General features: G+C 66.1%; 15 protein-coding genes. 8 read left to right on the forward strand and 7 right to left on the reverse strand.

Annotation, left to right across the window (positions count from 1 at the left end):
* Positions 1-230: 230 nt before the first annotated feature.
* Positions 231-671 carry a cupin domain-containing protein gene (locus SIDU_RS07300; protein WP_007682828.1) on the reverse strand — a complete coding sequence of 147 codons (441 nt, stop codon included), beginning with the start codon at positions 669-671 and terminating at the stop codon, positions 231-233.
* Positions 672-792: 121 nt separating this feature from the next.
* Here SIDU_RS07300 and SIDU_RS07305 point away from each other — a divergent pair, with 121 nt between their 5' ends.
* Positions 793-1,095, forward strand: coding sequence for a glycine zipper 2TM domain-containing protein (locus tag SIDU_RS07305; RefSeq protein ID WP_025161093.1), 303 nt, complete (start codon positions 793-795; stop codon positions 1,093-1,095).
* Positions 1,096-1,161: 66 nt separating this feature from the next.
* Here SIDU_RS07305 and SIDU_RS07310 read toward each other — a convergent pair whose 3' ends face one another.
* A complete protein-coding gene (locus tag SIDU_RS07310) occupies positions 1,162-1,446 on the reverse strand; it encodes a hypothetical protein (protein WP_013039857.1) in 285 nt (94 codons plus the stop codon).
* A gap of 133 nt (positions 1,447-1,579) precedes the next feature.
* Positions 1,580-1,987, reverse strand: a complete 408-nt coding sequence (locus tag SIDU_RS07315) for an EVE domain-containing protein (protein WP_007682825.1) — start codon at positions 1,985-1,987, stop codon at positions 1,580-1,582.
* A gap of 105 nt (positions 1,988-2,092) precedes the next feature.
* On the opposite strand from SIDU_RS07315, the gene SIDU_RS07320 reads away from it, so the two are divergent.
* Positions 2,093-3,037 carry an isopenicillin N synthase family dioxygenase gene (locus SIDU_RS07320; RefSeq protein WP_025161094.1) on the forward strand — a complete coding sequence of 315 codons (945 nt, stop codon included), beginning with the start codon at positions 2,093-2,095 and terminating at the stop codon, positions 3,035-3,037.
* Positions 3,038-3,153: 116 nt separating this feature from the next.
* Here SIDU_RS07320 and SIDU_RS07325 read toward each other — a convergent pair whose 3' ends face one another.
* The gene (locus tag SIDU_RS07325) at positions 3,154-3,537 is read right to left on the reverse strand and encodes a dihydroneopterin aldolase (protein WP_007682823.1); all 384 of its coding nucleotides are present in this window, start codon (positions 3,535-3,537) and stop codon (positions 3,154-3,156) included.
* 152 nt (positions 3,538-3,689) lie between these two features.
* On the opposite strand from SIDU_RS07325, the gene SIDU_RS07330 reads away from it, so the two are divergent.
* Genes SIDU_RS07330 through SIDU_RS07345 form a run of 4 tightly spaced genes read left to right on the forward strand, consistent with a single transcriptional unit; the run spans position 3,690 to position 6,593 of the window.
* Complete coding sequence (locus tag SIDU_RS07330) at positions 3,690-4,184, forward strand: GNAT family N-acetyltransferase (RefSeq protein ID WP_174550404.1); 495 nt, start codon at positions 3,690-3,692, stop codon at positions 4,182-4,184.
* 45 nt (positions 4,185-4,229) lie between these two features.
* The gene (locus SIDU_RS07335) at positions 4,230-4,796 is read left to right on the forward strand and encodes a DUF1285 domain-containing protein (protein WP_007682821.1); all 567 of its coding nucleotides are present in this window, start codon (positions 4,230-4,232) and stop codon (positions 4,794-4,796) included.
* Positions 4,793-5,404 (forward strand): CoA pyrophosphatase, encoded by a 612-nt coding sequence (locus SIDU_RS07340; protein WP_007682820.1) that lies wholly within the window; start codon positions 4,793-4,795, stop codon positions 5,402-5,404. Before SIDU_RS07335 ends, SIDU_RS07340 begins: the two co-directional genes overlap by 4 nt.
* Entirely contained in the window at positions 5,385-6,593 is a 1,209-nt protein-coding gene (locus SIDU_RS07345) for a CCA tRNA nucleotidyltransferase (RefSeq protein WP_007682819.1), read from the forward strand. The genes SIDU_RS07340 and SIDU_RS07345 overlap by 20 nt, the downstream gene beginning before the upstream one ends.
* On the opposite strand, the gene SIDU_RS07350 is transcribed toward SIDU_RS07345, so the two are convergent.
* The 3 genes from SIDU_RS07350 to SIDU_RS07360 all read right to left on the reverse strand — a co-directional run bounded on the left by SIDU_RS07350 (position 6,557) and on the right by SIDU_RS07360 (position 11,989).
* Positions 6,557-8,299 carry a putative bifunctional diguanylate cyclase/phosphodiesterase gene (locus tag SIDU_RS07350; protein ID WP_007682817.1) on the reverse strand — a complete coding sequence of 581 codons (1,743 nt, stop codon included), beginning with the start codon at positions 8,297-8,299 and terminating at the stop codon, positions 6,557-6,559. The two genes, SIDU_RS07345 and SIDU_RS07350, sit on opposite strands and share 37 nt — an antisense overlap.
* A gap of 94 nt (positions 8,300-8,393) precedes the next feature.
* Complete coding sequence (parC, locus tag SIDU_RS07355) at positions 8,394-10,682, reverse strand: DNA topoisomerase IV subunit A (protein WP_007682815.1); 2,289 nt, start codon at positions 10,680-10,682, stop codon at positions 8,394-8,396.
* A gap of 386 nt (positions 10,683-11,068) precedes the next feature.
* The gene (locus SIDU_RS07360; protein WP_025772102.1) at positions 11,069-11,989 is read right to left on the reverse strand and encodes a LysR substrate-binding domain-containing protein; all 921 of its coding nucleotides are present in this window, start codon (positions 11,987-11,989) and stop codon (positions 11,069-11,071) included.
* A gap of 127 nt (positions 11,990-12,116) precedes the next feature.
* Between SIDU_RS07360 and SIDU_RS19785 the strand changes: the two genes are divergently transcribed.
* Together SIDU_RS19785 and otsB are read left to right on the forward strand one after the other, a co-directional pair.
* On the forward strand, positions 12,117-12,263 hold the full coding sequence (locus tag SIDU_RS19785) for a hypothetical protein (protein ID WP_007682811.1): 147 nt from the start codon (positions 12,117-12,119) through the stop codon (positions 12,261-12,263).
* Positions 12,264-12,333: 70 nt separating this feature from the next.
* The gene (gene otsB, locus SIDU_RS07365) at positions 12,334-13,098 is read left to right on the forward strand and encodes a trehalose-phosphatase (protein WP_007682809.1); all 765 of its coding nucleotides are present in this window, start codon (positions 12,334-12,336) and stop codon (positions 13,096-13,098) included.
* Positions 13,099-13,109: the final 11 nt, after the last annotated feature.

Genomic DNA, 13,109 nt, shown 5'->3' on the forward strand with positions numbered 1-13,109 from the left:
GTCGGATTTTCCGCATCTTCCTTCCGGTCCATGCTTCTTTCCCAACGCTCGAAAATTCCTTCAAGTCACTGATTTCTCATCGACTTTGGCATCCAGATTTCTCTGTCTCCCGGTCTTTCCGATAAGATGATGCTCTCACCAAAAGCGAGTCGCTCAAAGCGGAATCTCGCAGCTGGAAGGGCGCCTCGCGCTAAAGCTGTGGATAAATGTGGATAAATTTTCGCCACGGTTCAGCCCCCCGGCGACCAGCCCTCCGGCGCCAGCGCGAAGCCCGAAAATTCAAATCCCGGCACCACCGTGCAACTGACCAGGCTCCAGCCGCCCATGGGCCGCGCCGCCTGCCAGTGACCCGCCGGAACCATCGCCTGCGGGCTCTGCCCCGCCAGCACGTCCCCGCCCAGCAGCAGGTTCCGCACGGCCCCGCCCTCTTCCGCGATGGAAAGCCCTATCGGCGCCCCGCCATGCCAGAACCAATGCTCGTCGGCGTCGACCCGGTGCCAGTGCGACCGCTGATGCGCCTCCAGCAGGAAATAGATCGCCGTCCCGCCGGCCCGCTCGCCCGGTTCGGCCGCCGCCCGCCAGGTCTCCCGAAACCATCCCCCCTCCGGATGCGGGGCCAGGTCCAGCGTCCGGATCAGCGCCTCCGCCGTCCCCTCGTCGCAACCGTCCATCGCTTCGCCTCGAAATTTATCATATGGAAAACAACATGATGCGCCGTTGTCGCAGGTTCATGCAACCTCCATCAATATGCGCGGGTTGAACGATCAAAGCACGCCTTTTGGAGGAGATAAAATGCGTAAAGCCCTTATGGCCATGGCCGCCGTCTCGCTGGCCATTCCCGCCTCGATGGCCGTTCCCACGGACGGCGCCAACGCCCGCCGCCATTATGAATATCGCGAATGGCGCGGCCGCGACGGCCGCATGTACTGCCGCAAGTCCAACGGCACGACCGGCCTGATCGTCGGCGGCGTGGGCGGCGCGCTGGTCGGGCGCGCCATCGACACGCGGGGCGACCGCGCCACCGGCACGATCCTGGGCGCGGCCGGCGGCGCGCTGCTCGGCAAGGAAATCGACAGCAAGCGTCGCTGCCGCTGACAGGCGCGAAAAGGGGCGGCTTCCGATGGGAAGCCGCCCCTTTTCCTGTTCAACGCGCCCGCAGGCTTATTCGGCGGCGGCGCCGCGCGCGTCATCGACCTTGAAATCCACGGCCTGGCCGCCGGAAACGCCCGAAACGCGGCCATTCTTGACCGAAAGGTTGAAGGCGACGGCGTCGGGATAGCGACGGCCGGAAATCACCTTGCCAGTCTTGGTGTCCTTGACGTCATACACATAGGTGTAACCTTCGTGCGTGAACTTCTGCTTGGCGGCCTCTTCGGCATGGGCCGCGGCATTGGCGGCGCCGACGACGACCAGGGCGGACATTAGAAACTTGGACAGCATTCGCATGAGTAAACTCCTTGTGAATGCCGATCAAACACCTCTGGAATATTCTTTTCTGTTGGCGCCGGTTTATGAAGCGCGCGGGGAAAACGACAATCGCAAACAAAGGCGAAACGATTGCATTTCCCGCAACCGTTTCTCAACCCTTTGATAAATCGACGATATGCCTGAATTCCGCCGCCGTCAGCGGGGACACGGAAAGGCGGGATTGGCGTATCATCGCCATATCAGCCAGCTTCGGATCGGCCTTCATCGTCTTCAGCGTCACGGGCTTTTCGAACTTTTCCTTGGGCGCCACATGGACGGCGATCCACTTGCCCGTCTCATCCGTGCTGTCGGGCGCTGCCTCCCCGACGATCTCCATGATGCCGACCGCCTCGACCCCGATATTGCTGTGGTAGAAGATGGAAAGGTCGCCCTTGCGCATCGCCCTCATATGGCCCTGCGCGGCGTGATTGCGCACGCCGTCCCACTCGGCCCTGCCCCTTTCGACCAGGTCGTCATAGGAAAAGGCGTCGGGTTCCGATTTCATCAGCCAATAGTTCATGGCTTATCCTTGCATCAGCCGCGAAGGACGATCAAGGATGCGCGCATGACCCGCGCCGCCACGACGGCGCGCCAGCCCGATCCAATTGAATTTCGGAGAAATCGCGTGTCGCAATCGGTGCCGGGACAAGTGCCCGTCCTGTCCCTGGCCAACATGGCCAGGGCCGACTTCGCCGCCGCCTTCGGCGGTTCCTTCCAGCGCTTCGGCTTCGCCATGGTGAAGGACCATGGCATGGACCAGGCGCTGATCGACCGTGGCTGGGCGCTCGCCCGCCGGTTCTTCGCCCTGCCGGAGGAGGTCAAGCGCCGCTACGACGCCCGGTATAATGGCGGCCAGCGGGGCTACACCGCCTTCGGCGTGGAGATCGCCAAGGGCGCGAGCGAGAACGACCTCAAGGAATTCTGGCATGTCGGCCGCGACCTCCCCGAAGGCGATCCGCTGGCGCGGAGCATGCCGCCCAATGTCTGGCCGGAGGAACTGCCGGAATTCCATGAGACGTTCTCGCGCCTCTATGCCGAATTCGACCGCGTCGGCGCCGACCTGCTCTCCGCCATCGCGCTCTATCTGGGGCTGGAGGAGCGCTGGTTCGACAAGCCCGTCGAAAACGGCAATTCGATCCTGCGCCTGCTCCACTATCCGCCCGTCTCGCCGCAGGCGCCGGGCATCCGCGCCGGCGCGCATGAGGACATCAACCTCATCACCCTGCTGCTGGGCGCGGAGGAAGGCGGGCTGGAACTGAAGGATCGGGACGGCAACTGGCTGCCCGTGGTTCCGCCGCCCGGCGCGCTCGCCATCAATGTGGGCGACATGCTCCAGCGGCTGACGAACCACCGCCTGCCCTCGACCAGCCACCGGGTCGTCAACCCGCCGCCGGAACGGCGCGGCTATTCGCGCTATTCCATGCCCTTCTTCCTGCACCTGCGGCCGGATTTCCTGATCGACGCGCTGCCCCAATGCGTGGATGCGGACCACCCCAGACGCGACCCGCCGATCACCGCGCATGATTATCTGACCGAGCGGCTGCGCGAAATCGGGCTGATCAAGGGATAAGCTCACCGTGCTCCTGCGCAGGCAGGAGCCTAGTTCCGCCGTTTGAACTGAGCTCCTGCCTGCGCAGGAGCAGGAAGCGCTCCGATCGAAACGAGCACGCCCAAAAGATCAGGAACCTACCGCCGCCCGCGCCCCATGGTGATCCCGATCTCCTCCCCCTTTTCGCTGAGGGCGAGCTTCACGATCTTCACCTCGACATGGCTGACCTTGTCGTCCTGGAGGAAGATCGTCTCGACGATATGGTCGGCCACCGCCTCGATCAGGGTGAAATGCTGTCCTTCGGGCAAGGCCGTGGTCGCCGCATGCTTGAGGTCCATGTAATTTTTGGACCGGGACAGCGGCGTGTCGGGATCGTAATGATCCGCGACCTTCAACCGCGCCCTGATCGATATGCGCAGCGGTTGCGGCAGGTGCGTCTCCTCCGAATAGATGCCGGTCAGGACATCCACGTCCAGATTGTTCACCTCCAACGTCAGGAAATCGTCAAATCCGCTGTTCATAGCTCGCCACGTTCGGCCGGTCCCTGCTGCGGGAGTGGGCCAGTTTTAGACTTTTATTTTGCGAGCCACGCGCTAAAGCCCGCCGCTCTCGGCGCGTCCATGCGCCATTGAGGACGGATCGGCAAGACGTGTCTGTGATAGTGCCCCTCAACATGATGTCGCGGGACGCGATAGAGCGGTTGCTCGACGCCGCCTTCGGCGCTGACCGGCACGGCCGCACAGCCTATCTGATTCGCGACGGCATGCCGTGGCTTCCCGAACTCTCCTTCGGGATAGAGGATGAGAAGGGCAGGCTGATCGGTTCGCTGCAAAGCTGGCCCGTCGCCCTCGCCGATGGAAACGGCGGCCAGACGCCGCTGATCATGGTCGGTCCCGTCGCCGTCGACCCCGCCGTCCAGGGGACGGGCCATGGCCGCGCCCTGATGGACGCCGTCGTGGCGGCCGCCCGCGCGCAGCGCAGCGATCCGCTGATGATGATCGGCGATCCGGAATATTATGGCCGCTTCTGGGGCTTTTCGGCGGAAGCGACCGGCGGCTGGGACTGCCCCGGCCCGTTCGAGCCGCGCCGCCTGCTGGCGCTGTCGGTCGACGGGCGGCCCCTGGGCGGCACGGGCATGCTGGGTCCGCGCGCCACCGTCCGCGCCTGAAATTTCCCTTTTGCCTTCGGGCGCTCCGCCCCCTATCTCCGCCCTATGCCGATGGAGCCGCCCCCCGATCTCGCCAGCCTTTCCCTGACGGACATCGCGCGGCTGCTCCAGGAAAAGCGCCTGCCGCCCGTGGAGAAATGGAACCCCGACCATTGCGGCGACAGCGACATGCGCATCGCCCGCGACGGCACCTGGTTCCATCAAGGCTCGCCCATCGGGCGGGAGGCCATGGTCCGCCTCTTTTCCACCATCCTGCGCCGCGAACCGGACGGCAGCCATGTGCTGGTCACGCCCGTCGAAAAACTGTCGATCGAGGTGGAGGACGCGCCCTTCGTCGCCGTCGAGCTCAAGAGCGAGGGCGAAGGCCGGACGCGCAGCCTCGCCTTCCGGCTCAACACGAGCGACCTGATCGCCGCCGGGCCGGACAACGCCCTCATCCTGCGCGAAACGCCCGACGGTCCGCATCCCTATCTCCACGTCCGCGGCGGGCTGGAGGCGCTGATCGCCCGCAGCGTCTATTATGAACTGATGAACCTGGCGCTGGACGAAGGCGCCGAACCCATCGGTCTCTGGAGTAACGGCGCCTTCTTCGCGCTGGACGGATCGGCATGACCCTGGCGGAGCGGCTGCGGACCGCCCTCCGGGAAGGGCATGAGCGGGAGGTCGGCGTCCTGGCCGCCGACACCCGCGATCCCCGCATCGACGGCGACATCATGCTGTTTCCCGCCGCCGTGCTGGTCGCGATCACCGACCGCCCCGAACCCGGCCTGATCCTGACCCAGCGTTCGACCGGACTGCGCAAGCATGCGGGCCAGGTCGCTTTCCCCGGCGGGCGGGTCGACGACGACGACCCCGACGAAATCGCCGGCGCCCTGCGGGAAGCGCAGGAGGAGATCGGCCTCCTGCCCGACCTGGTCGACATCATCGGCACGTCGGACCGCTATCACACCTTCACCGGCTTCGACATCGTCCCCGTGCTGGGCGTGATCCCGCCCGACCTCCCCCTCTTCCCGCAGGAGGCCGAGGTCGCCGACCTGTTCGAACTCCCCCTCTCCTACGCCCTGAACCCCGCCAACCGAATCAGAAGATCGATCGAATTTCAGGGTGTTGAAAGGCATTATTACGAAATATTCTGGGAAGGACGGCGCATCTGGGGCATCACCGCCGCCATCCTCGCCAATCTGTCGCGCAGGCTAGGCCATGACCAGCCTGCTGCCTGACGCCGACTGGCGCCACCGCCCCGGCCTGGACGCGCTGCTGAGGGCGCTTGGCGCGGAACAGGGCCTCGCCCGCTTCGTCGGCGGCGCGGTGCGCGACGGCCTTCTGGGCCTGCCGGTCAACGACCTGGACATCGCCACCGTGCTGGAGCCGCAATCCGTCATCGACCGCCTCAAGGCCGCCGGCATAAAGGCCGTGCCGACCGGCATCGACCATGGCACGATCACGGCGGTGATCAACGGCTGGCCGGTGGAGATCACGACCCTGCGCCGCGACGTCAGCACGGACGGCCGCCGCGCCACCATCGCCTATACCGACGACTGGCGCGAAGACGCCGCCCGGCGCGATTTCACCATCAACGCGCTCTATGCCGACCCGCTGACCCACGCCATCACGGACTTCTTCGGCGGCGTCGCCGACCTTCGCGCGCATCGCGTCCGCTTCATCGGCGACGCCGGCGCCCGCATCGCGGAGGATCATCTGCGCATCCTGCGCTATTTCCGCTTCCTCGCCCGCTTCGGCCATGACGAACCCGATGATGAGGCCTATGCCGCCTGCCGGCAGGCCGCCAACAGCCTGATGGCCCTCTCCCGCGAACGCATAGCGGACGAGCTGCTCAAGCTGCTCGCCCTGCCCCGCCCGCTGGCCTCGCTCCGGCTCATGGTCGACGGCGGCATATTGCTGCCCGTCCTTCCGGAGGTCGACCATGGCGGGCTGGCCCGCCTGTCCGCGCTGATCGATCGCGAGGCCGCCTCCGGCACCGCCCCGGCGGCCCTGCGCCGCCTGGCGGCCCTGCTTCCCCCGGACCCCCGCGTCGCCGACCAGGTCGGCGCCCGGCTCAAATTGTCCAACAAGGCCCGGAAGCGCCTGGCCACCGCGCTGGAGGGCGCAGCCTCCGCTCCGCCCCGCGCCCTCGCCTTCCGGATCGGCGTGGAAGGGGCCATCGACCGCATGCTGATCGATCCATCGGCGCCGCTCAACGACATGAAGCTGCTCGCGGGCTGGACGCCGCCGCGCCTGCCGCTGGGCGGCGGCGCCCTGATCGAGCGGGGCCTGCAACCCGGCCCGGACGTGGCGAAGGCGCTGGCGGAAGTTCAGGACATCTGGGTGGCGGAGGGCTTTCCCGACGAAGCCCGCCTGTCGGAAATCGCGGATCAGACCGTTTCGAAGTTCCAGCGCGCCCGCCAATAGTCATAGGCGTCGGCTTCGGGCATCGGCCGCGCGAAATAATAGCCCTGCCCCTGCCAGCAGCCCAGATTCTGCAACGCATGGGCCAGTTCCTGCGTCTCGATGCCCTCGGCCGTCACGTGCAGCCCCAGCGATTCGGCCAGCGACAGGATGGTCCGCACCATGATCTCCTTGTCCCGGTCCTCCAGCATGGAGGTCACGAAACTGCGGTCGATCTTCAATATGTCGATGGGCAGGCTGTGCAGGCTCGCCAGGTTGGAATAGCCGGTGCCGAAATCGTCCATGGCGATCGGCATGTGCAGGTCCTTGAGCGCGAACAGCAGCTTCCGGGCCTTTTCCGGATCGGCGATGATGGCGCTTTCGGTCAGTTCCGCGGTCATGCGCTTGCCCGAAATGCCCGAATAGCGCAGCGCCTCCTCGAACATGGAGGCGACATCGTCCCGCGCCATCTGAATGGGGGACAGGTTCACATTGACGCCCAACGGCGCCGGCTGGCCGAATTTCGCGTCCCACCGGCTGAGCGCCTGCGCCGCCTCATAGGCCGCCCAGCGCCCCAGGGAGGTGATCAGCCCGCTTTCCTCCGCCACGGCGATGAATTCGGCGGGCGAGACATGGCCCAGTTCCTCGTCCTCCCACCGCGCCAGCGCCTCGAAACCCGTGACTTCCCCGGTCTGGAGGTGGATGAGCGGCTGGTAGGCCAGGGTCAGCCCGCCCTGCGCCAGCGCGTCGCGCAACCGGCTCTCGACGGAGAAGCGCCGCTGCGCCTCCTTGAGCACGCCGTTGCGATAGATTTCCACCTTGCCGCTGCGCTTGGCGATCTTCACCGCGGCCTGCGCCTTGCGCACCACGTCCTCGGGATCTTCGCTCAGGCTGGTCGACAGGGCGCAGCCGATCGCGCAATCGACCCTGATCTGCAGATCGCTCAGCCTGATCGGATAGCTCAGCGCATCGCGAATGCGCTGAACGATGTGAAGGGCGTCGGACAAGCCGTTGTTAAGACGGGCGAAGATCGCGAAATCATTGCCGCCGATGCGCGCCAGCACATCGCCCTGGCGCAGGCCCGACTTCAACCGCTTGGCGACGGTGATCAGCAATTCGTCGCCGGCCATCGGCCCCAGCGATTCATTGACCCGGCTGAACCGGCTGAGATCGATGGCGATGACGCCGAACTGCGCATTTTCCGGCCAGGGCGCGTTGGTCAGCCGGTCTTCGATCTCTTCGCCGAAACCCGTCCGGTTGGGCAGCGCCGTCAACCCGTCGGACAGCAATTCCCGCCTCAGATTCTTCTCGATGGTCCGGTCGCTGGTGCGGTCGAGCGCCGTGAACAGGAAAAGGTCGGGCTTGCCGTCCCGTTTCGGCAGGCGGCCGACCGTGCAATAGAAATATTCCGGTCCCAGCGCCCCGTCGCGGCGCAATTCGAATCCTTCCGAATCGCGGCCGGACAGGATGCTCTCCACGATTCGCTTGCGCCATTCGGCCGCGTGGGACCGTTCGGCCTTGCCCGACAGGATGCACTCGAAGCTGTGCGCGAAGGCCGCATTGGCCCCAACCATGGCTAATCGATTGTTCTCGAACGATAATATGGTGGCGGGAAAGGGCAATGCCGCCATCCAGTCGGGCATCGGCAGCGTCGGCGAAGGATGCGCGCCGTCATGCCCCGAAAGAAGCTTGACGTCCGGCGTTTCTGTGGGCCGATCGCGCATCGACATGGATTCCATGGCCCCGGCGATAGGGCCAAAGGGTAAATATTCGGGAAACGACATTCCCGGGATTTCGATGCGATGATAGCGAAAAATCCGTTTGTCAGAAACGGTTATCGCGGGGGAAGCCGGTGGGCGGCATCCGCCCGGCCGCGCCCCTGGCGACGCGCCATGGCGTCATGTCCGCTTCCGTGCGCACCCGCCCCGTCCCGCCGCCCATGGCCCAGCTAAGCCCGTCCGACAGGCGGAAGGCGATGGCGTCCGACAGGCCGCCGTCGCGGTATCGCTGCATCTGCACGCCCTGCCCCCGCGCCATGCGCGGCATTTCGATCAGGGAAAAGACCAGCAGCTTGCGATTCTCGCCCACCACGGCGACGCTGTCGGCATCGGGCGCGATGGGATGCACGACGCTCAGCTTCGCGCCGGTGCGGACATTGACCACCTGCTTGCCCTTGCGGGTTTCCGCGATCACGTCGGCCACCGCCGCCACGAAGCCCCGCCCGTCGGATGACGCCAGCAGCAGTTCGCCGCCGGTCCGCGCAGGCATCAGCGCGACGATCTGGCCGGTGCCGTCCATGTCGACCAGCGACCGCACCGGATCGCCGAAACCGCGCCCGCCCGGCAGCTTGTCCGCGCCCAGGGTGAAGATGCGCCCGGTCTCCGTCGCCAGCAGCAGCTTGTCGGTGGTCTGCGCGTGGAAGGCGATCATCGGACCGTCGCCTTCCTTGAATTTCAGCGTATCGGCGGAGGCCAGGTCGCGATGCCCGCTCATCGCCCTGATCCAGCCGCGTTCGGACAGGATCACGGTGATCGGCTCCTTCTCGATCATCGCCTCCAGCGGGATTTCCCGCGCCGGCGCCGCCTCCTCGACCAAAGTACGCCGCCTGCCGAAATCGCTGTCGGGCGAATAGCGCTTGCGCAGGTCCGCCAGATCCTTCTTCAGCCGCGTCCGCTGCCGCGCCGGGCTTTCGACCAGCTTGATGAGGTCATCCCGTTCCTTCAGCAGTTCCGAATGTTCGCGCCGCAGTTCCATCTCCTCCAGCTTGCGCAAGCTGCGCAGCCGCATGTTCAGGATCGCCTCGGCCTGCCGGTCGTTCAGGCCGAATTCGGCCATCATCACCTCTTTCGGCTCATCCTCCGTCCGGATGATCTCGATCACCCGGTCCAGGTTCAGATAGGCGATGATATAGCCGTCCAGCAGCTCCAGCCGCGCCGCGATCTTGTCCAGCCGGTGCTGGGCGCGCTTCACCAGCACGTCGATCTGGTGCTTCAGCCATTCGATCAGGACCGGCTTCAACCCCAGCACCCTGGGCGTGCGCGTGGCGTCCAGCACGTTCAGGTTCAGCGGGAAGCGGTTTTCCAGGTCGGTCAGCCGGAACAGGCTGTCCATCAGCACGTCCGGGTCGACGGTGCGGGCGCGGGGTTCGATGACGATGCGGATCAGTTCGTCGCTCTCGTCCCGCACATCGGCCAGTATCGGCAGCTTCCTGTCGTTGATCAGCGCCGCGATCTGCTCGATCAGCTTGGACTTCTGCACCTGGAAGGGGATTTGCGTGACCACCGCGACCCATGTGCCGCGCCCGCCATCCTCCTTGTGCCAGCGGGCGCGGGTTCGAAACGATCCACGCCCCGTCGCATAAGCCTCTGAAATGATGGAAGGACTGTCCACCAGCACGCCACCGGTCGGAAAGTCCGGCCCGCGCACGATCCGCATCAGCTCGGCATGTTCGGCGTCCGGATTGTCGATCAGCAGGCTGGCCGCGTCGATCAGTTCGGCGACATTGTGCGGCGGGATGCTGGTCGCCATGCCGACCGCGATGCCGCTGGCGCCGTTGGCCAGCAGGTTGGGGAAGAGGCCGGGAAACACCTCCGGCTCCTGATCCTCGCCATTATAGGTGGGACGGAATTCGACGGTGCCCTCGTCCAGCCCCGCCATCAGGTCGGCGGCGGCCTGCGTCAGCCGCGCTTCGGTATAACGCATCGCCGCCGCATTATCGCCGTCGATATTGCCGAAATTGCCCTGTCCGTCGACCAGCGGCGTGCGCAGCGAGAAATCCTGCGCCAGCCGCACCATGGCGTCATAGACCGACGCGTCGCCATGCGGGTGATATTTGCCGATGACGTCGCCGACGACGCGGGCGCATTTCTTGTAGGACGTGGTGTTGCGCGCCGGATTGGCGACCAGCACGTCCGGCGAAGCCCCGCCCGGCTCCATCTTGAGCAACCGCATCGCCCACAGCAGCCGCCGGTGCACCGGCTTCAACCCGTCGCGCAGGTCCGGCAACGACCGCGCCGTGATGGTGGAGAGCGCATAGACGAGGTAGCGCTGCGACAGCGCATCGTCGAACGGGTGATCCTTGATAGCGTCGAACGGGTCGCGAAAATCGGTCATCCCGACGGGGAATAGCAGCGCCGCGACAAAACGGAAACGGAGTTTAATCCCACCCTGCTCCTGCGAAGGCAGGAGTCCAGTTCGCCCCAGGCAGCGTGGACAAATTCAAGACCCGCCGGACTGAGTAATTTGGGTGGAAAGCGGAACTATCCTATTCCTCCCCATCGAGAGATGGGGAGGGGGACCGCGCGAAGCGTGGTGGAGGGGAAAAGGCACGACCTCCGAAATTTCCCCTCCACCAGCCTGCGGCTGGTCCCCCTCCCCACGCTTCGCGTAGGGAGGAATGATGTCCGGAAATGCCCATCCCCCACGTCCCGAATTTGTCCAAGCGGCCCAGGGCGGAACTGGTTTCCCGCCTTAGCAGGAACACGCAACATCAACGCGCTTCACCGCGGCAAAAACCGCCCTTCCGGGTCCGCCGCGATCTCCCGCGCAAACTCCGCGCCGATCCAGTCGCGAAACGCCTTCACCTTCGCGGTGTTGCGCGCATGGGGCGGATAGACCACCCAATAGCTCGCTCGCTCCCGAACATAGGAGGGCACGGCCTCGACCAGCAATCCGGCCTCCACCTCCGCCTTCCACAGGAAGGGATTGACGATGGCCACCCCCTGCCCCGCCATGGCGGCGCGGCCCTCCATCACCTGGGAATCGAGCGCGATGGCGGGCGGAAGCCCCTTGCCGTCCGCCTCCACCCCCACGGCGGCGAACCATTCATGCCACCACATGTCGTCCGGCGACAGGCGCGGCATGGCGTGCAGCGCCCGTGCATCGGCAATGGGTCCGTTCGCCGCCAGCCAGGCCGGGCTGCAAAGCGGCGCCAGCCGGTTGTGGGTCAGCAGCTTCGCCTCCAGCCCCGGCCATTCGCCCCGCCCGCCCCGCACAGCCACGTCCACGCCGTCGCGGGCCAGGTCCACCACCCGGTCGGTCGCGTCGATCCGCACGGCCAGCCCCGGCTGGCCCATCTGGAACGTCCCGATCCGCTGGGCGAGCCAGAGATGCGCGAAGCTGTTGGTGCAACTGATCGTCAGGATCGTCATATGGTCCTGCGTCAGCGCGGCGAACCCCTCCCGCATCTGGTCGAAGGCGCGGGACACGACCGTCGCGATCTCCCGCCCCCTGTCGGTCAGCGCCACTTTCCGTCCCGCCCGCTGGAACAGGCTGATGCCCAGCCGCTCCTCCAGCAACTTCACCTGATAGCTGACCGCCGCCTGGGTCATCCCCAATTCCTGCGCGGCGGCGGTGAAATTCTCCAGCCGTGCGGCGGCTTCGAACACGCGGACGGCTGACAGGGGCGGCAATGGTCTCATGCGCCATGGATAAGCCAGCCTTATGATTCCCGTCCACCCTTTTGTTGGCCGCCCTCCTGAAAAAGAGCGATAGGAAATCCCGAAAAACGCCATTCATTCTCCACAACGTTCATGGAAAGGAACTGTCATGCATATGTCCAAGGACGCCCGGCTGTCCCCCCGCGCCCATGAAACCGCCCAGGATCGCCCGGATCTGATCGCCTCCATCATGCAGGCCTTCCGCGCGCTCCACCGCATCGCCTGGTCGGCGCCCTGGGCGGAGGAACGGCGGTGAAGCCCCGCAAAAATCGCGAACAGGGTTCAACGGGGCTTGCACAATCCGCGCCACGCGCCAACTTGCGCGCGTGTCCGATTCCCGTCTTTCCCCTGTTCCCCATCTTCCCCCTCCGCCGCCCCGGCTGCTGACCGGGGCCGCGCTGTTCCTCGATTTCGACGGAACGCTGGCCCCCATAGCCGACACGCCCGACGGCGTGGAGGTCGATGACGACCTGCTCGCTCTGCTCGGCCGCCTGCGCGATCGGCTCGAGGGGCGGCTTGCCATCGTCAGCGGCCGATCCGTCGCCACCCTGCGCGATTTCGGCTTCGGGCAGTTCCTGCTCGCCGGAACCCATGGGCTGGAACTGGCGGAACCCGGCCGCCCCATAGAGGCGCCCGCCCGCCTGCCCGCGATCAATGAGGCGGAAGCCGCCTTCCAGACCTTCGCGTCCGGCAAGCCCGGCGTCCTTGTCGAGCGCAAGACGATCAGCGTCGGCCTGCATTTCCGCGGCGCGCCCCAATGGGGCCGGGAGGCGGGCGACCTCGCCGCCGGCCTGGCGGACCGGCTCGACCTCGCGCTCCAGCCGGGCAAGATGCTCTACGAACTGCGTCCCAGCGGCGGCGACAAGGGCAGCGCCGTCCGCGCGCTGATGCGCCGCGCGCCCATGGCCGGCGGCACGCCGTTGTTCATCGGCGACGACGTCACCGATGAGGAGGGCTTTGCCGTGGCGCGCGATCTGGGCGGCGCCGGCATTCTCGTCGGCGTGCCCCGGGCGACGCTCGCCGCATTCTCTTTGGAACAGGTTGCCGCCGTCAGGCATTATCTGGCTCAGGGGGTCGCTGGCACCGACTGATCCGATGGTCC

The sequence above is a fragment of the Sphingobium indicum B90A genome (assembly GCF_000264945.2).
In the GTDB taxonomy this organism is placed as follows: Bacteria; Pseudomonadota; Alphaproteobacteria; order Sphingomonadales; family Sphingomonadaceae; genus Sphingobium; species Sphingobium indicum.

What these genes read in the sequence shown, in the direction of transcription:
- SIDU_RS07350 (WP_007682817.1), bottom strand. Translation starts at nt 8,299, where the DNA reads ATGTCGATGCGCGATCGGCCCACAGAAACGCCGGACGTCAAGCTTCTT.
- SIDU_RS07310 (WP_013039857.1), bottom strand. Translation starts at nt 1,446, where the DNA reads ATGCGAATGCTGTCCAAGTTTCTAATGTCCGCCCTGGTCGTCGTCGGC.
- SIDU_RS07345 (WP_007682819.1), top strand. Translation starts at nt 5,385, where the DNA reads ATGACCAGCCTGCTGCCTGACGCCGACTGGCGCCACCGCCCCGGCCTG.
- SIDU_RS07300 (WP_007682828.1), bottom strand. Translation starts at nt 671, where the DNA reads ATGGACGGTTGCGACGAGGGGACGGCGGAGGCGCTGATCCGGACGCTG.
- SIDU_RS07360 (WP_025772102.1), bottom strand. Translation starts at nt 11,989, where the DNA reads ATGAGACCATTGCCGCCCCTGTCAGCCGTCCGCGTGTTCGAAGCCGCC.
- SIDU_RS07330 (WP_174550404.1), top strand. Translation starts at nt 3,690, where the DNA reads ATGATGTCGCGGGACGCGATAGAGCGGTTGCTCGACGCCGCCTTCGGC.
- SIDU_RS19785 (WP_007682811.1), top strand. Translation starts at nt 12,117, where the DNA reads ATGCATATGTCCAAGGACGCCCGGCTGTCCCCCCGCGCCCATGAAACC.
- SIDU_RS07325 (WP_007682823.1), bottom strand. Translation starts at nt 3,537, where the DNA reads ATGAACAGCGGATTTGACGATTTCCTGACGTTGGAGGTGAACAATCTG.
- SIDU_RS07315 (WP_007682825.1), bottom strand. Translation starts at nt 1,987, where the DNA reads ATGAACTATTGGCTGATGAAATCGGAACCCGACGCCTTTTCCTATGAC.
- SIDU_RS07335 (WP_007682821.1), top strand. Translation starts at nt 4,230, where the DNA reads ATGCCGATGGAGCCGCCCCCCGATCTCGCCAGCCTTTCCCTGACGGAC.
- SIDU_RS07340 (WP_007682820.1), top strand. Translation starts at nt 4,793, where the DNA reads ATGACCCTGGCGGAGCGGCTGCGGACCGCCCTCCGGGAAGGGCATGAG.
- parC (WP_007682815.1), bottom strand. Translation starts at nt 10,682, where the DNA reads ATGACCGATTTTCGCGACCCGTTCGACGCTATCAAGGATCACCCGTTC.
- SIDU_RS07305 (WP_025161093.1), top strand. Translation starts at nt 793, where the DNA reads ATGCGTAAAGCCCTTATGGCCATGGCCGCCGTCTCGCTGGCCATTCCC.